Raw genomic sequence first — 18,297 nt, 5'->3', positions numbered from 1 at the left:
CAGATCAGTGCTGGAGGTGAACGTGCCGTGCTGGATGGCCTTTCGCTCGATGATTCAAAACCAGATCACCACCATGTTCAGCCACGACCCCGACATCGGTGTGGGGTGGACGTGGAACTGCGACTTCTCCGCCAGCCAAGCCTTCGCCTCGGCTTTCCAGTGGCGACGCAGTTGTCCATCACCACGTGCATTCCAAAGCTGGGGGCGCGGGCGACGTGCCTGAAGAAGGACAAGAGGCTCTTCGTAATTAGGCATGGCTGGCGGGTTTGTTCCGATATGGGCGGTAGCCGCCGGCACTGAGCAGATTGCGCAATCTGTAGTCCGGGAAGTTGCGGAAGCCCCGGGCAATCCGCCGCGTCGTCTCAATGACACCGTTGATGGCTTCGGTGGGCCCGTTGGAGGCACCCTTGGTAAGGAAGTAGGCAAGGATCTCCTGCTTCCAGGACTTCAGCGTCCGTCCGAGCCGGGCGATTTCCGGGATCGGGCAGGACGGGAATCCGGCCAAGGCTTTGGCTACGAGTTCTCTGCCTCGTTCCTCTGGTGCGTGGTAGACGGCGCGGACTTGTTGGTAGCACTGCCAGGCGAGGGTGACTTCATGGTTCGGGTCCCCGGCTTCGAGCTTCTCATCCAGCCGGGCGATCTGTTTGTCGCTGAGGTGCTCGACCCCGATCTGTAGTGAGCGCCGGATCTGGAACAACGGGTCGCCCTTCCTGCCGCGGTGGCCGATCGTGTCCTGTTGCACCCTGCGGCGGACCTCATCAACCATCGTGGAGGCAAGCTTCACGACGTGGAACGCGTCCAGGACTTGCACTGCGTCGGGAAGTTCGTCGCGGATCGCGTTGGCATAGCCGCGGAACGGATCCAAGGTGGCGGTCTTGATGCCGGCCCGGAATTCCGGGGTTTGTGCCTTGAGCCAGTCCGCGGACGTCTTCCCTGAGCGGCCTTCGACCAGGTCCAGCAGCCGGGCGTGAACGACACCGTGTTCATCGCGGGTGTGGTCGATGATGCCGGTGACCATGCCGGCTCCAGGGAACCCGGTGTGGGTCCAGACATGCTCATCAACCCCCAGCGCGTCAACACCGGCGAGCCGGCCGGCAGTGGTGGTGCGCCGTTCCGCCTCGGCCTTGACGGGTTTCCAGAGCGTGTGCCAGGAGACGCCGAGCTGGTGCGCCAGGGCCGAGACCGATGTGTCGTACCGGGACAGCGCGTCCGTGGCCCAGCTGACGGCCCGGGTGGTGAGTTTCGCCTTTGCCGGCGCCAGTGGATGCGTTTCGGTGAACGTGCCGTACGGGCAGTCGGGGTCCGCGCACCGCCACACCCGCTTGGCCCACTCCAGGCGCACCGGACGGCCGTGGGCGGGGGTGTCGTGAAGGCGGCTGACACGGCGGCCGTGGCCAATGGCCACCACACCGCAGGCAGGGCACGCCGCCAGATCCTGGCCGGTCTCCACGGTGATGACCTGCCCGCGGGCGGTGCTCTTGACGGCGAGGACGTGGATGCCTTCCAGGCCCAGAAGGGCGTCGGCGCGCGGACACCACCGCGTGCCCGGGCAGCACGTAGCATTGTTCATGTCGGGGTCTCTTATTGAATTGGAAGCTTGGTCGCTACCCATTCAAAGAGACCCTGACGCCTATCCGGGGCAACGCCACGCCGCCAGAGCGCCGGCCGGCACAGCCCGCGACGCGGCGGATTGCCCGGGGCTTCAGGAACTTCCCGGACTACCGGTTGCGCAATCTGCTCAGTGCGGGAGGCCATCGGCCGTACCGGGAAAAGCCGGCCAACCATGCCCAATTACGAAGAGCCGGACAAGAACGCCTTCTGGGTGCAGGCGGATTTGCAGGTTCCGTGAGCTAGCCAATGACACCACCCAGGGCAGCGAACAAAGCCCTGGTGCCATGGCGGACGTTGCCGCGGGTGCACTTATCCGGCACCCCTATCTGCATCGCCAGCAGTGGAGCGGTTCGGTCCAGCGCCTGGATCTGGAACTCGTGGTCACCGCAAAGCAGGATCGCGTTCTCCGGCGGGGCACGGTAGAGCCCAACCAGCAGGATGATCCGGTCCCACCGCACCGGGAACGACCCTCTTCCACGTCGACCGCGACCACCGTGACAGGACGCCGGAATCAACCTCGCGAACAACCGGAGCGGGAGTCGGACGACGGGCCATGCGCCCTTTTCCGAAAACCCAACCATAAATTCACTTTAGACAAGAACGACTGGGAGGAACCATTTAACCTTGAAAGGGAAACCGATCTTGGCCTGCAGCCACCATGCGGCATTGCGAGTCCCCGGTATGGCTGGCCGAGTTGGCGGATGCTCGACCAATCTCGGAAGCCCAAAAGAAACAAATACATTAAATCAAACAATTACACTGAGTCGCCGCTCACACTTCCATTCCGCCCGTTTTCCTCAATCTCAAGAATTGAGAAACTCTGAAAAAGTTTGGCAACCTGATAGACCGTCAATAGAGCGGAAAATAATTGCATCGTGGCATAGACCAAGAAAGCTGCCACTATTGCCGTCAAGAGATGACCAAAAGTAAACCCCGAAGTCAACAGCTCAGAATTTCCATTCAAAACAGTCGCCACGATTGCAGCCAACGCTGCCCAGACATTTGCCATTGCAGTCCAAACAAAGGTAAACACCAAATTTAGGTAACCTGTCTGGCTTCGATTTCCAGGTATCTTTTCATAAACAACACCTGTGGTCGGGTTCCGGGCAATGAGTCTCTCAGAGACTTTCACTATGCCCACTGGTTCCCCGCCAACGGAATTTACAATGGTCAACCCCACGGCCCGATTCAACGGAAGCGCTAGAACAAGTGCGACAGCGGTTATTGACACACCAAAGCCCATAGAAGTAAAAGCGACGACCAAAGGCGTTGCATCGCGAACCAGAACGCTTTGCGCAATTGGAGGGATGGACAAAAAGGTGAGACTAATCCAAACAAGAATACCGAAGACTGCTGAAATCCACAAATTCTTGTGAACAAGGATCGCTCGCCATCGCGGTAGAACTGCGAGTTTCAGAAAGCTCATCAACAGCCTCCATCATGAATCACGATCTATTCGCCTTGCTGGCTATCCAAAAGCGTCTTTGGAGTCAACTGTATGAGATCTTCAGCGGCGGCAAGCATTTTCGTGTCGAATTCAACGGATTTGTCGCTGATATTCGATTCAAAGAATGTACGCTGATTATGCTTCTTTGACGAAACGGTTACCTCCTTACTGGCCCCTCTCTTTCGGCCAATAATCCTAAACCCCTTCAAGCTTGGGTTCAGAACGCTAAGAGAGCCCAGAATTATGCCAATTATTCCGCCCGTCTTCGCCAGGGATTCCCCACGACCTGCCCTGACGACAGCCTCAGCAACATGCCCGCCAGATTCAGCTGCCAAATCAGAAAGCTTTGTATCGAAGTCTGACCAGTCGAAATTTGGTCTCGTCACAGCGGCGGATGCTTCGCGAATTCTTTCGAATGACTCTATTTCCTCACGAAGGGACGGCGCAGGCACGGGAGGTAGGTCAAATGTCAGTCCGTCCAGCCAGCCAATTTCGGCGGCCAGACGGCGAAAATACAACTCCAAGCGATTTGCCGTGACACCGCTACCACTAGCCTCAAGAGCCAGGGCGCGATGGTCTTGGTTAGTCTTAATCACGACCCTGGAGATGCGAGCAAGCCACTTGCCATCCGGTGTTGAACCGGTCTCAGTTACGCCCGTCATGTAATCAAAGTACAGCGGAACTTCATCTGGAGACCCTGCGACTATCTTTGCCGTGAAAAGGTCACCGTTCATCTTGGCATCGGCTATAGCGAAATTGACTTCTGAAGTGATTCTGATCGCCGTTGAAGTGGAAGGTAATTGCGCTAGATGTTCAAAGAATGCTTTGTAATCCAATACATCATTGCCCGAGCGCGCATGCATTGCGTACAAATTGACTACGCGAGTCACTGAAGTCGACAACTTACCCCCTACAGCCCTCATGAATATGGAGCTATCTCATACTTTCCCTATGGTGCAACTTATGATCTGTTGCAATCTTACACAATTTTTGGCTGGTAATAGGAAAACACAGGTTCATGCCCCCGGATGTTGAGATTCAAACCTGAGCACCATGGGAATCGATCTCGGATCCCGTATAATCGGCCAACTCCTAGTTTCGGTACACATTGGTCCCAACTGGACGAATTGTTATTCTATCGGCTAGATAGCGCTTCCTGCCCACTGCCTCCAATGGCACTGCAACCGGGAGCCCGTCGTCACTTGTGCCGTCCTGGCCCCATTGGCCCTTCTTTGGTCCATTCGTCTAGTAGATGCTACTGCTCATTCGGCTCCGTGATTTCGAACTCGATGATGGCCGATGGTCTCGGCACGGGCGTGGGAGATGAGATTCCCGGCAGTGGCGAACATCCGGTCCTCCTCGTTCCAGGCGTAAAGACGCTGGAACGCCGGGATTTCGTAGTGCTCCTTGCCTTCGAAAAGCTCCCGAGGACTGCGCGTTTGCACCTCAAGCGCTATATCCCTTTCAGGCACTCGTAGAGGTATGGTTCGGCCACGCGAAGTTCACTTTCGATGCGCTCGGCCAGTTGTCCGTCGTCGACGACAACGCCCAGTTCGACGTTGCCGTACTCGGCGCTCCAGCTGAAGTTTGCGCTTGTGATGACGAGGAAACGGTGGTCGATGGATACAAACTTCGCGTGATTACGGACTGGCTTTCCATCGAACCGTTTCGTTTGGAGCACGACCCCCGGAGCTAGCCACTCTGCCACGTCGTCGGCGCTCGGACCTCGTCCACCGATGCTAGCTTCCGCATCGATATAGGCTCGGACCGAGACTCCAGGCCGACTCGCCGCATCGTGGAGCGCGGTCCACATGCCTGAGGTCTTCTGGAAGTTGAAAGTCGAACACACAACTGACTGGCGGGCGTTGTCGACCAGCGATACCAAAGACGTCGTCAAGGCACCAGAACCAAAGACGTGCCCTGGCGAGGTCCACAGCGTGTCCACCGCCCGCGTCGTGGACCGGGCACCCTCGACACCCCGCAGCACCGCCGCGACAAGGTCCCCTTCGAAGCGTAGGCCCGCCGTTCCAAGGATCCGGGAGACGTCCGGCCGCTTGGCGACGTCGATCGCCCCGACAGCCGAAGTCAGGCTTTCTCCATCCTCTAGCGACTCGGCAACAAGGCCGGCCTCAGTCCCCGTGAGCAGGGCGCCGAGCTGCCGTAGAGCCTCTGCCCGCACCCGAGATCCCTCAGTTGAAGAAGCCAAGTCCCACCGACCCCGGCAAATCGACGAGGAACCGGCGATCGAGGAAGCGGTTCGCTCGTTCGCACGAGGTCTCGGACGCCATGGCACAAGTGTGGCATGCAGCTCCGTGGAGGAACTCTTCGGGGTCCTTCGGTGTCCGATGCGCGCAAACCGGGTCAGATGAGCAGCGTCGGGCCCGTCCGAGCGCCTTATTCATCACACGTTCGAGGTTGTCTCTAGCACTAAGTTGGACCAGCCCACCGAGCGTACCGTCGGAGTCTGACGCTGTCGTCACGATCAGCAAACCAGCTGCTGGAGGTCGTTCCCCCTCGTGCTTCCAGGCATAGATCCGTTCGGATAGCGATGCCGCTGAGTATCCGGAGTACATGGCCATTTCGCGGATGAGGACGTGGGCGAGTGTATGCATCAGCCAATAGCGTGCAGGACGGAAGCGACTTAGATGATCAATGTCCTTCGCGGTGTCGGAAAAGCGCGCGTCGAAGTTCCGTTTGTGGGCGGCCGTATGGGCCGACCACAAACTATTCGGATCCGGGTTCTCAACCTTCGCTTCCCAGGCGGCCACGGCTTCTTCATCAAGTTGCAGATATATGCCTTCTCCGCGATCCTCCGTAGAAACCGTCCAGGCCGGGCGGCCACTGCGGCTCAGATGGACTAGACGTTGGCCGATGTCGTTTGCACGTTCCATCTCATCAATGCGTGTGAAACCGAGGACTGCATTGACTTTGCGTAGTTTGTCGATGGCCATAACGCGGGTGACGTGCTTGGCGGTTAGACCAGGGTGCACTCCCCCATCCGGTGGCGACAACACCAAGCCACTCTTCCCATCTGCCTTGTGCAATTTTCCAAGCGGGTCACGCTGGAGAAAATTCCATTCCGGGACGAGCAGGCTGACGGGATCGAAGGTTCGCCGTTGTTCGGCCAGTTCCTCCTCCGACGGCGGTGGTTCCAATAGGTGGGCGATCGCTGCGGCGAGGTCTCCGTCCGACAGGCTAGCCAGAGGAGATTCCTCTTCGTCCAGGTACTCGCGCCATTTTCCAAGATTGGTCCCATACTTCTCGACACGCTTGGGCCCGGCCGCTTTGAGGAGTTCGGCGGCTACCGTCTCATGAGTCTCGGTGGTGGACTCGGGCATGACTATGATCGATAGGCTGGCAGGGAACCACAGGTTTGAGGCACCAAGAAGCATCAGCTTGGTGGCATTAGGGCAGCCATTCTTATCAAATAGTCCAAGGTGGGGATGCCGTCCACGGCAGCGAGGAATCTTGGCAGCGCCAGCTTCGCCCTGAGCCTGATTCATTGGGCGTTTCAGCCCACACGCTCGGCACTCGATCGTTGCCGACGCGCCTTTGCCCAGGGACCGATCATGCATGGCCAGGCTGGGAACGTCTGCAGCCGCGCACCTAGCCCCCTCATGCACCCACCAGCTATAGGGGAACTCATCAAGGTGACCGTCCTGGCAGGCAAGCAAATAGCGGGCAGGAACAGCCGGCATCGGCCTTTTTGAGATCCGTCCATTGCGACCGGGACACTTCTCATGCTCAAATCGTGCCTGGTCGGGTCGGAAGGGATTGGTATTCCGATATGCGTACCGAGTGAGAGGTGCAAGAATGTCGCAGTTGGTGCAGCGCAGCCACTGCGGGAACACGCGTGCAGGCACGCCCAAATCGTCGCCTTCCCTGCTGTGTGACGTCGGCTTTGGGGCCCATGGGAATGGCCTTAGTTCAGACACCTGCGGACCTAGATGAACCTTGACTGCGTCCAATAGTCGGGGTGCATGCACCGTCGGCACTGATCCTCGCCGAGCCCAAATACGCTCCCAATCGTCCAGGCCGGCGGGCATGATAGTGAAGGACGGGAGGTCCATAGTGGCTCCCGGACCATAGGTGTAGAGTAACGACGACGGCCGTGCGGACCCTACTTTGGCGCGGTTCTTGGTCGCCGATTGGGAGTCAGCAGCGTCCAAGTCGCCAAGAGGATCTAACACCTCGACAGCTTCGAGTGATTCAGTCATCAGATTCTCCGTCCTGTGTGGGCGCAAGCACCCAGTCCGGTTCATCCTGAAGTTCCCACGACATAAGATTTTCCATTTTGGGCGTAACGAGCAGGTTGATCTCTGGCTGTACTTCACGCATCGAATTCGCGACGACGAACGGGGGGCTGTCCGCTATACCCACATCGGCGCGCTGGCTCTCTGGGGAGAGCAGCAGAGGGCTGAATTCGCCCGCCTTGCCATCTGGAATCTTCTCGTAAACAAGTTGGTGGTGCTTCTTCTGGACTACCGCACGTCGCTTGGACCACTGGTCACGACGGTTTTTCAGCCGTTCTTCGACCACGTGCGCGGCTTCCTCGCCGCCGGCGATCTTGGCCCTCTCCACGATCTGGTCGATCAGCTGGTTGAGTCGGTCTAGGGTGTCGTCAACGCGCCAAGCGCTTCGTTCTGGTGAGAGGCCTTCAGCTCGGGTTGCGTCGGATACTCGGGCGGCGCTGACGAGCACTCCGTCGAGGGACCGGTCGATAGAGGTGTAGGAATACGGCGTCACCGACAGCGGCTCCACCTGTGAATAGAAGGTTTCGTGGTAGTGGCGGAACTGTTCAAAGTGTGCCAAATCCCTTGGACGCGCCCAGTTACCCAGCGTGACCACTAGGCCAGGACGGGAGGCGTCGCGCCCGACTCGGGAGGAGGCTTGGATGTACTCGGCGGTGTTTTTCGGCTGCCCGATCATCAGCATCAGCCCCAAACGGGTGACGTCCACGCCCACTTGGAGCATTGAGGTGGCCAGCACCACATCGTACGGCAATCGCTTTCGGTACGCATAGCGCTTCCCTGCCTCACGCGCGGCCTTGGCTTCAGCAGCCCGTTCCTTGCCGCCCGCAGTTGAGTCCCACTTGTGCTCAAATGCAACGCCCATTTGGTCAAGGGTTCCGGTGATGTCTGAAGATGAGACTCGCGAAGTCAGCTCTGCAACGTTCAAGCCGGTAGGATCGGTTCCGTACCGGGCAGGGAACTGCTTTCCCGGTCGCCGTCTCTTGACCGCTGTCTGCACATCATCTGCAATATAGCGGGCCATGCCGGCCAGCTCACGGGTGGCGTTGAAGTAGCCCACCAGGGTCATATATGGGTCTGCGGAGGCTGGTTTGTCCTCCACTGGTGGCTGGGCTTGGTCCATGAGCACTTGGCCCGCAGACAAAAGGGTGCTGGCCACCACGATCTCGGCCGAGGTCAGTCTTACACCGGTGGTGCTGATCCCAATATAACGGCGTCCGGGAGTTCGCGGCGTAACGGAAACTTCCTTGGAAAAGTACGTGTCGGAGACACCCAGCACCTGTGGCGGGAAGATCGTCACGCGACGCCCGTACAGCGCCTTGATCTGTTCGGCCGCGTTGCGCACCGTTGCAGTCGAGGCCACTACCAGAGGACGGATCGAATTTCCGGCAGCATCCTTCCAGGTGGTCAACACGTCAACCGCAAGTTCGAATGCACCAACCGCGGTGCCCAGGGCCCCGGTAATCAGGTGCAGCTCGTCCTGGATGATCAAATCCGGTGGACGCAGCCTGTCCGTTGCTCGTACCGAAGCGGACGGCAGTCCTTTCCTCGCTGGGTGTTTGCCCCCGATATCGATCGCGCAGATCTTGTGTTGATCATCATGCACATACCCGTGCCGCTCGCACCACTTGCGCACGTACCCGAAGAGGGCCGCGGCCTCGCCTTCGCGGGCCAACCGGGCGAACTTGTCCACCGTGGCGATGACGAACGAGGGTGCCAACCGGTAGATTTCCTCGTCGACCGTCAGTACCGGAAGGCCCTCGCTGCCGCCCTGCGCACCCTCGGAGAAGGGGCAGTCACCAAAGTCGTCCCCACAATAGACACGGATTCTCCGCCGTGCGTCATCGCCTTTGACGTTCTTCGGCTCGATCTGCGTCCCGCACCATGGACAGCGCTGCAGCTGCAGGACGGTCAGTCCGTACTTGCGTCCCTCGTTGGCCTCGGCGAGCTGTTCGGCTGCCTCGTCGTACCGCTTGGGTGATACCGCGGTGCCGACCCACAGGCCGATGCGGAACGGCTCTTCCCCCCAGGTCGCCTCGTCCTCGCGCCTTGCAACCTCTGCCGCGCAGACCAAGGCGGTTGCGCGCTGGAACTGCTGGGCCGTCAGCAGGCGCAGCGTGTACCGCATCAGGACGGCGACGCCGGAGTTCCCGTCGATCCGCCCGTCCACGCCGTCAATGACGCCCTGCCGTCGCCGGATCGCGAACGTGAATGCAGCCAGTCCGAGATACGCCTCGGTCTTGCCACCACCCGTCGGGAAAAATAGCAGCTCGGCCTTGGCCATTGGAGAGGAGCGACGCTTGAGCCCTGGGCGCGAAAGTGCCTCTAACTGCATAAGCACGAACGCCAGCTGGAACGTGCGCCATGAATGCGCACGCGGGCCCAGAGCAAGCACCTCGGACTTTGCGGCATTCAGGCTGAGCTTGGGATTTGAGGCACGTAGTTCGGCCACCTGGGACTGTACACGTTGGTCGGCCATCACCCGGTTCATGAATCGGAAGCAGCGCAGTGCCTCTGCATCGCCGAGCAGGAAGTCCAGACCGCGTTCGAGCTGCTTGGCCACCACTCCAGCATCCTGGATTGCTTCGGCGGCGACGTCTTGGAGATGGGCGGGCAGCTCGGCGGCACGCAACTTCTGCCCCGCCAGCCATTTCTGATAGCCGTCCACAATCGGTCGAAGCCCAGCGTCTAACTCCGGAATACTTACAATGTCCAGCTTCTTCATGTCGAGAAGTGCGCCGTCGATGTCACGTGCCTTGGTCTGTGGCGTCTCGGACACCGGCAGCCAGGTGGTCCGAACCTGCGTCGCCCGGCGTGCCCCTTTGGCCACGGTCCAGTCAACCGAGCAGGTGCGACCGATGCCGAACTCCAGCCGGTCCCTGTACTGCAGTTGAAGACGGGCGAGCTCCGGCTCGCCGTCCAGCCGCGGCTCCGCCAGGATGTCTGTCACCGGGAGGAAGACGTCTTTCTGGGGCCTGTTGGGGTCTGCCTCGACGTAGAGCTTGGTTTGATAGAGCCAGGCGTCCACGGGGATCTGGCGCGGGGTTTCCCGGTCGTTGCAAAGCGCCGCTTCGACGATCCGTTTTCCCTCGTAGTCCATAACATCCACGCGGACGAGGATGGAGTCCTCGAGGGGAAAGTCTTCCGTCTTGCCCGCCTGCAAGGTACCGACGGGTACGATCACCGGGTGTGCGTGCTGGGTTCGACGAAACTTACGCTTCTGCCGGCCCGACGGCGTGACCTCGTCGGTCTCCTCCGAACGGTACGTACCCCACTCGGCACGGATCACGACGTGCTCGACGTCGAGGCCCAACTGAAAACGCAGTCCCATCGAGGCTGGAATCATCAGCCCGCGACGCAGCGGAACATCCTCTGCGCCCTCGTCGTCCGAGCCAGCCATCTCATTTTCCTGCACAGCCGGCACACCCCGTCCGAGGTCGGACTCCCCCGCAGGGACGATATCCTCGTCGGCGACACCCTCGGCATCTTCGGCAAGAGTCACTCCGCCCTTCCCTACGAGCTTCGCCGGAGCAATGCGGCCCACGAGGTAGAGTGCATCCGGTTGGGCGTCGAGGAGCTCGTCATCCCCATGGGCGGGGCCGAGCAGCTCCCGTTCCAGGATGTCGGTCAGGTTCTCACGATCTATCCACGACGATCCGTCAGGCACGTTCGTCAACACGTACTCCGGGAAAGGTACACGTTGCGGGCCGCTGGTCCCGGTCTCAGCTATCAATCTTCGTCGCCGTCCTCTGAATTACCCAACGAAACTTCCTTACTTTGAAGTGCGGCGCGTAGGTGGTTCTCCTTGAGCAAACGACGGAGGATCTCGTCCCGGGAATTAGCGTCTACCGAGAATCTAGTGAGATTCTTGTGCTCATAAAATCCGTATACAGGGCGGAGATCAGACCACCCAAACGCATCGATCGTTACTCGATCAAGCAACACAAATTTCTCGCGCAATAGAACAATATCAGCATCACTGCATTTCTCCTCGTTGAAAGCGTTCATTACAGAGCGAAGGCCGCGGCGTGACTCACAAGAATTCTCGAGTAACTCTTCAAATTCTTTGACAGCCGCAACGTCCATATCACTTTGCAACCAGGGGAATGTGTTCGCCACCCGCTTTGGAGCGTAGCTCGGGTCGTCGCGGGTGGTAGCCCCGAAGGCAAGTACCCAATGGTAATGCAAACTTGACGCGAGTTGCGCGAAGACAGACCAGTCATTATAGGGGAATACGACTACGCCCATGTCATAACGCACATTTGCAGGAATCCATCGGGGCATGACGAGATTGCTGGTGCGCGGGAATGCTATCGCCCGCTCAATCTCATCTAAGTCTCGATAAAGGGCGCCAGCGGATCTTTCGAAATTCCACCACCGCTCTTTTCTCTTCGTATTTGTATCCGGGCGCTCGTGCCATGGACGCTGGTGCGTCTCGAGGTGGTCCCATAACACTGCGAACTCCCGCGCTTCGCTCTCGGGCCGTCCATCAAGGTCAATCAAGTACTCTTCCGCTTCCGAAGGGCGTCCTTGCGAGAGGTCTGCCGCACGGATGTATGGATAGAGAGCGTGCGCTAAGCCTGGATCTTCCTGAATCCAGGAAGATGCCTTTTGCCGGCCTACCCTGAACCCATCTCCGTTTGGATATGTACCCAGATACGCGCGAACTCGGAGCACGCCCACTGGCTGTAGAGGTTCATCGAGTATCGTTACGGCGTTTCCTGCGATGGCGTCTCTCGTAATCCAGATCTTGACTACCGAAACAGAAGCCCCGCTGGGACCCCAATCAAAGGGCTCGGAAAATCGGACCAGCTTTGCGCCACCAGCCAGAACTTGATCGAGGCCAACTACCTTGGTGTGAGACTGCAAGATCGATTTCGTGACAACAATTCCAATTCCGCCTGTTTGAGAAATTAGCTGCGACTGGCGAAGGAGGAAATAGGCGGCAAGGTCAGCGTCACCGACGACTCCGTTAGCAAGAACTTGCTGAAGCACATCGCGGTAGTTCTTCCCGAATGCAGTGGTGATCTTCTTGCTGTGGAGGAATGCAGGGTTCCCGATTAACCCATCGAACCCCCCACGTTCCATCACATCCGGCACTGCAAGCAGCCAATGGAGCGGTTTCCAACGCCCATAGTCGGTCTTCGCCTTAGGGGTCAAACCTCGATCAATGATGTCGTCGAGCATCGTTCGGCTTCCGAGACCGTTGGCTGCGAACGCACGGTCCACAGCGATCCTGAAGTTTTCATAGCGCTGGTTGAGCTTCTTTCCTGGCTTCCCGCCTTCCTCCAAGCTAACGGCGATGATACCGTCGGCCACGGAGCTCATCTGCGCGGTGAGCTCCTGGTACTCGTGCCAGAGCCTGCGCTTGCTCTTGCTCGAACGTGCCGGGTCATTCTCATCAACTTCTGTGGCCAGACGCTGCCGTAGCTTAACGGCCTTTTGGATCACTGCCCGGACATCGAGCACTTCAAGACCTTGTGCTTCAGACCCTTCACCGAACAATGTGCCAGCGGAATACTGAGTCTTGTCCCAGAGTTTTCTGGTCTGGGAAGGATAGATGTGCAGAGCTTCAAGTTGCGCAATGTCGGTGATGCCAAGCAAGGAGTTTCCGTGAAGCACCTTATCGTCGACGAAGGAGAACGGAAGCTTTGGATCCAGGGACACAAGCCAGAGAGAGATCTTGCACATTTCCACGGCCATACCATTGATATCGGCTCCGTAGAGGCACTGGGCGACTACCTGTCGTCTGGCCTTGGTCTCAAGCTCGTGCGCGGATCCGGTGACACCTTCGGCGTGCCAGGCCTGAAGGACCTTGGCCGCCAAGAACTCGGCGGCCGCCACGAGGAAGGCTCCGGAACCACACGCAATGTCTGCGACCTTGAGGTCAAGGATCTCGTTGGAGTCCAGCAGCTTCCACCCGGATTCGTCGGCTGTCTGGTGCGGGCCAGGTTGGAAGACCAACGGCTCGAGTGCGTAGCGCACGACTTCCTGGGCGAGCGACTTGGGTGTGTAGTGTGCTCCTGAGTTTGCGCGTGACGGGGTCTCGACAACCGCGAGCCCGCCGGGCTGGATGACCACAGGTCGCTCACGCAGGTCGCGGCGGATGATGCCCAAGAACGGGCGTAGCCGTGCCAGCAGCGCCTCATCACGCGTCACGGACAGCAGGGCATGTTCGCCGTCCTCAACCTTTTCGCCCAGCAACTTCAGCAACGCTGCGGCCGACTTCGTCGTGGCCGCCGGCTGGTTCTTCTTAACCCACGCGATAACATCAGCACCGAATTTCGCCGAGGCGGGGTTGGCCTCGGCGAGTTTCTCAAGTACCCGCAACGGAATCTCAGGCTCTTCACCGTCCTTGCCGACCAGACCCACAACGATCTCGTCGACATCTTCGGCGGTATACCCCAGCAGCCCCTCGTAGATGTAGCCGATCTGCTCGACGTCGACGTCACGGAAGGACACCCTGCGACGCTCGGCCGATTTGCCCGTGCCGATGACCGCGTACTGCACGGCGCGCAGAACTTCGAGCATGACACGGTCGCTGACGGCAACTGCCAAGGCTCCACGGTCGTCGACATCGGTGAGGAACGTGAATCGTGCCGGGTCGAAGAGCGATCCGCCGTAGGCAGGCAGACGGATGTCCTCGGATGTCACTCCCCCGTACAGTGCCTTGGATGTGGCCAGCAGGCGGTGCCACGTGTCGTGAGTGGCATCAAGGGCTTCCGCGCCCTCATCGCGTATGCGTTTGTCCAGGTCATCCAGCAGACCGCTGACGCCATAGGCCTCGGTAAACAGAGGCGACTGGGGCATCATCGAGCGCTCCTCGGCGAAGAGCAGGAACACCACGCGCATCATCGCGGTGACCGCGCCCTCGTAGACGAGCTCGCGGTCGGCCGGCAACGGATCAGGCCAGCCGGCGTCCCGCGCCTCGAACGCTTCCTCGGAGAAGGCGGTCACCAAGAGCTCGACAGCGCGGCGTACCTGGGTACCTAGGGCAACGGTGATATCTTCCGCTGCGGTGATCGACTCTTTGAACAGCTCGGGCAGCCGGTCTTTTCCACTGCCGCCAGCCAGGCGCTGGGGCGAGATGAGCTCAAGGAAGGCATCACGAACGTCAGACTCTTCGATCCACGTCTGTGCGTCAACAATGCCTGAGGCTGTCATGACTCCGTCCTGGGCGCAGACGATGGCCCACCACCGTCCGTCGGTGAGCACGCCGACCTTTTGCTCTGACTTGCGCAAGAGCGCATCCATCCGGTCGATCGGGCTCGCGGTCCAGGAATCGTTCATCGGATCACGCAGCGAATCTACAGGATCAAAGACCATGACGAGGGCGGAGGCCACACCGTCGCGAACGAACTTTCCGGATGCATTGTCAGCGGTCGTCAGCTTCGCGGATGACCCCTGAGTGCGACTCTCCCCGTGCTCCTCGTCGTCCCATACAAGGTGAGCACCCCAGCGGGCGACGTCACGAAGCACGGCATCGATCCATTTGTTCCGGGCACCACGGTATGACTCAACTGCGGCCTCGTCGTCCGCGGGGGCCTTGCTCCAGTCGTCCCAGGCGCGGTCGAAGTTTGGCTTGGCGTCCCGCAAAGCGGCCTTCGTGTTCGCCCCCAACTGGGGCATTCCCTGGGGCCAGACCCGCTTGATCGCAGGGATCGCAACGAACGGGCCGTCACGGTCTACGAGTTCGAGCCAGTCCCGGTGCTCTCTGGTGCGCCGCTGGGTGCTGCGTGGCCTCATGACAGTTCTCCGTGTTTGGCGTCCTGCTCGGTCAGCGCGAACACCACGGCCGCAGCTGACACGAAGGGACGGATGTCGGTGTAGCGCTCGGTGATCGCCGCAATCTCGCGCGACTCTTCCTCGGCGAGATTGGCCAGGCGATTCTCCATCGACCGGATGTCCAACCTGAACTGCTCAGCCTGCCTGGGGTCGAGGTCGAACAGCATCCCCTCGAGCTCGTTCTGGTTCTCCCGCCGATCACGCAGGGAGTCCTGCAGGTTGCGACGGAAGTTGGCGAAGATCTGCCGGGCCCGGTCGGTGTCGGCGTCCCTGCGCTTCTCCAGGTCCGCGGTGACCGACTCCTGGTTCTTGATCGCACTGTTGCGCATCGCTGTCTCCAGGCGGGAGCGCAACCGCCCACCGTCGGCGTTCCACTCCTGCGCCAGCCGCGCACGGATCCGTTCGTCAGCCAAGGAGAGGTCCGTGGTGTCGAGTGTCTTCTCGAGCAGGGCATCTGCCTTGGATTCGGCCAGCCGCTGGCCCTTGACACGGATACCGGTCACGAAGATTTCCTCGTGCAGGCGCAACCCGCCCCGCCCGACGAGCACCAGACGGGAGATCGCTGCGACGCAGGACTGTTCGATACCGGGTACGACCACCGCAGTCACCCGGTTGATGGAGGACTCGGCGCTGAACAGCGAGGCGCGCAGAATGCGGGAGGCCTTCTGCATCAGACCGTGCCCGAGGTGCACGTGCACGACGTCCTCGAATCCGCCTTGGAGCACGGAGTCATCGAAAGTGATGGGCCGGTATACACCCGGCTGAAGGCGGCTGTCCAAGCCCTTAACGGCTTCTTGCCAGGACCGGCCGAGGACCGGTACGCGGAAGACCTTGGCATCGTGGTCCTGTGAACCGTCCTCGACCAAGGTGGGTTGATTGGTCAGGGTGAGCGCCGTGTCAATGACGCGGCGGGAGTTGTACGGCGTCAGGTGCATGCGTTCCTTCTGCACGTCGTATGTGTTCGCCAGCTCGGTCAGGACCCGGTTGACCTCTTGGTCACCGGCCATCGCCTTGTTGATGATGGCGTTGTCATCATCCTTCAGCCCCTGGGCGCGCGCGGTGACCTTGATCCGACCGAAGTGGTTCTGGATGTCGGCGTCGATCACCGGGTTCACAGAGCCCAGATCGTCAGCGACAGTGGCGACCTTCTCTGCAATGCGGCGCATGAAGTCCATGTCCGCCCCGTAAGTACCGGCAGTCTGTTCGGGCAGGAACTGGAACACCTGGGGAACCTCGGTCTGCCCGTATCGGTCAATGCGGCCGATACGTTGTTCCAGACGCGAGGGGTTGAACGGAACGTCGAAGTTCACCAGACGATGGCAGTAGGCCTGAAGGTCGATTCCCTCTCCCGCGGCATCGGTGGCGACCAAAACACGGATTGGTTCACGACTGGGGTCGGCGTTGAATCGGGCGCGGGTCATCTCACGATCCTCGGTTCCTATCGATCCCTCGATCGTGGCAAGCCGGGTTTCGTCATAGCCACGCTGGCGCAGGTTCTCCACGATCCAGTTCAGGGTGTCGGCGTACTCGGTGAAGATCACCACGCGCTCGTTGGTCCATGTCTTGCCGTCGGGCCTGCAGATCGCATTCAACCACTCAATCAGGGCCTTCAAACGCGAATCCGGCTTGGACTGGTAGCCCAGCCCCCAGTCCACGAGCCGTCCGATCTGCTCCGGCGTGGCCGTGACAAGCGGGTCGGTCACCTTGGAATGGCGCAGTGTGTCGAACTCCGGGTGCTCGGCACCGCCTTCCTCCTCGTCCGATTGGTCTGAACCGAGGACCTCCCCGTAGTACTCGTGCTCGTCATCCCAATCCCTTCGGGCCGCCGAGGTAGCCTCGCGGTAGCCGGCCAGGGTGGATCCGAACGCATATGGGCTGGACAGGAAGCGCTTTTTCAGTAGCATCGAGACGATGTCTCCTGAGCGTTTCTGTCCGTTGGCCCGAGCACTCGCCTCCAAGATGCCATCGAGGGTCTCGAACGCTTCCTGTTCGTCCTTGCCTGGTGCGAAGTGGATCGTCTCGAGTTGACGAGCTTTGAAGCCCTTCTCCTTGATGTCCCGCTTAAGCCGACGAACTGTCACTTCCTTGAGCGCCTGGGCATCGACCGTGGCACCGCGGGAGAAACGGCGGTTGTCAATCATCTCCAGCAGCGCTGTGAACGACTCCGAGTGCCCGTTGTGCGGTGTCGCGGACAGGAACAGCCGGTGCTCACAGACCTTTGCCAGTTCACGAACGGCGGCCGTGCGCTGGGAATCCACCGCGTATCCGCGGGCACCGCCTAGCGACGTTGGGCTCGATGGGGCAACGTGATGGGCTTCGTCGACTACGAGTACGTCGAATGCATATCGGCGGGCGCTGTTGACCTTGCCGGCCTCGGAATAGACGTCCCGCATCAGCCGCTGGGCGCGAAGTCCCGGCAGCCATGCCATCGACACGATCACCCGCGGAAATAGACGGAATGGATTGGCATTCAAGCCATGCGTCCGACGCACCTCGGCCATCACATCGGAGTTGACGATGACGAAGTCCAGACCGAATTTCTCACGCATCTCGTCCTGCCACTTGATCGACAGGCTCGGTGGGCACACGATTACGACCGAGCGGGCACGGTGTCTTAGCAGAAGCTCCTGGACGACCAAGCCGGCCTCGATCGTCTTGCCCAAGCCGACGTCGTCGGCCAGAAGCAGGTTGGTGCGCGGCGCCTGCAGTGCTCGACGCAACGGTTCAAGCTGATAGGCCTCTACGTTCGCTCCCGAGCGGAACGGCGCCTGGAATGCTCCCTCGTTCGCCGAAGTCACCGCACCCCACCGGACGGCGTCGACAAAGGCCGCCAGTCGGTTCGGGTCGTCAAACCCCTCCGGGGTGATCATCTCCGGTAGGCCTTGGTCCGGGGCGACCGAGTGGCCGACCTCCAGCTCCCAGATGACATTGAGCTCTTCGCCCATCCTGTCTTCGGCCAGGGATTGCAGCGAAATTACGTGGTTGAGCTGTGGGACCCCGTCGTCGGCCGAGCTGCGCGGAAGACCCTGCTCACGGACATCTGCGACAGCCCAGTTCGCGCCACGAACTTCCACAATGTCACCCGGTTTCGGGAGGCGTGGCATCGCATCAAGCTGAACAGTCATCGGGGTTGTTCCCCTTCGACCGATACCGAAGCAACGTTCAGTTCACTAGCAGTAGGAACGGAAACTGCAACCACTTACA

The 18,297-nt window shown here is 60.1% G+C and carries 9 protein-coding genes; all 9 read right to left on the bottom strand.

Going from position 1 to position 18,297, the window contains the following annotated elements; all coding sequences use genetic code 11:
* Positions 1-247: 247 nt before the first annotated feature.
* Positions 248-1,570, bottom strand: a complete 1,323-nt coding sequence (locus K254_RS0104410) for an ISL3 family transposase (protein WP_051388812.1) — start codon at positions 1,568-1,570, stop codon at positions 248-250.
* Positions 1,571-1,850: 280 nt separating this feature from the next.
* Positions 1,851-2,069 (bottom strand): hypothetical protein, encoded by a 219-nt coding sequence (locus tag K254_RS0104405; protein ID WP_026554348.1) that lies wholly within the window; start codon positions 2,067-2,069, stop codon positions 1,851-1,853.
* Positions 2,070-2,365: 296 nt separating this feature from the next.
* Complete coding sequence (locus tag K254_RS25610) at positions 2,366-3,037, bottom strand: hypothetical protein (RefSeq protein WP_155848450.1); 672 nt, start codon at positions 3,035-3,037, stop codon at positions 2,366-2,368.
* Positions 3,038-3,063: 26 nt separating this feature from the next.
* Complete coding sequence (locus tag K254_RS25605) at positions 3,064-3,921, bottom strand: hypothetical protein (RefSeq protein WP_155848449.1); 858 nt, start codon at positions 3,919-3,921, stop codon at positions 3,064-3,066.
* Between the two features lie 590 nt (positions 3,922-4,511).
* Positions 4,512-5,237 (bottom strand): DISARM system phospholipase D-like protein DrmC, encoded by a 726-nt coding sequence (gene drmC / locus K254_RS0104400; RefSeq protein ID WP_035748987.1) that lies wholly within the window; start codon positions 5,235-5,237, stop codon positions 4,512-4,514.
* A 10-nt stretch (positions 5,238-5,247) separates the two neighbouring features.
* Positions 5,248-7,275, bottom strand: coding sequence for a DUF1998 domain-containing protein (gene drmB / locus K254_RS0104395; RefSeq protein WP_026554346.1), 2,028 nt, complete (start codon positions 7,273-7,275; stop codon positions 5,248-5,250).
* On the bottom strand, positions 7,268-10,987 hold the full coding sequence (drmA, locus tag K254_RS21725; RefSeq protein WP_231391741.1) for a DISARM system helicase DrmA: 3,720 nt from the start codon (positions 10,985-10,987) through the stop codon (positions 7,268-7,270). Before drmA ends, drmB begins: the two co-directional genes overlap by 8 nt.
* Before the next feature lie 50 nt (positions 10,988-11,037).
* Positions 11,038-15,054 carry an Eco57I restriction-modification methylase domain-containing protein gene (locus K254_RS0104385; protein ID WP_026554345.1) on the bottom strand — a complete coding sequence of 1,339 codons (4,017 nt, stop codon included), beginning with the start codon at positions 15,052-15,054 and terminating at the stop codon, positions 11,038-11,040.
* Entirely contained in the window at positions 15,051-18,218 is a 3,168-nt protein-coding gene (gene drmD, locus K254_RS0104380; RefSeq protein WP_035748985.1) for a DISARM system SNF2-like helicase DrmD, read from the bottom strand. The genes K254_RS0104385 and drmD overlap by 4 nt, the downstream gene beginning before the upstream one ends.
* Positions 18,219-18,297: the final 79 nt, after the last annotated feature.

It is taken from the genome of Arthrobacter sp. 35W, assembly GCF_000482545.1.
Taxonomy (GTDB): Bacteria; Actinomycetota; Actinomycetes; order Actinomycetales; family Micrococcaceae; genus Specibacter.
This window is presented reverse-complemented; position numbering and strand designations above follow the sequence as displayed.

Excerpts from the sequence above, each read along its gene's own strand:
- K254_RS0104385 (WP_026554345.1), bottom strand. The coding sequence starts at position 15,054 with ATGAGGCCACGCAGCACCCAGCGGCGCACCAGAGAGCACCGGGACTGG.
- K254_RS25605 (WP_155848449.1), bottom strand. The coding sequence starts at position 3,921 with ATGCATGCGCGCTCGGGCAATGATGTATTGGATTACAAAGCATTCTTT.
- K254_RS25610 (WP_155848450.1), bottom strand. The coding sequence starts at position 3,037 with ATGAGCTTTCTGAAACTCGCAGTTCTACCGCGATGGCGAGCGATCCTT.
- drmD (WP_035748985.1), bottom strand. The coding sequence starts at position 18,218 with ATGACTGTTCAGCTTGATGCGATGCCACGCCTCCCGAAACCGGGTGAC.
- K254_RS0104410 (WP_051388812.1), bottom strand. The coding sequence starts at position 1,570 with ATGAACAATGCTACGTGCTGCCCGGGCACGCGGTGGTGTCCGCGCGCC.
- drmB (WP_026554346.1), bottom strand. The coding sequence starts at position 7,275 with ATGACTGAATCACTCGAAGCTGTCGAGGTGTTAGATCCTCTTGGCGAC.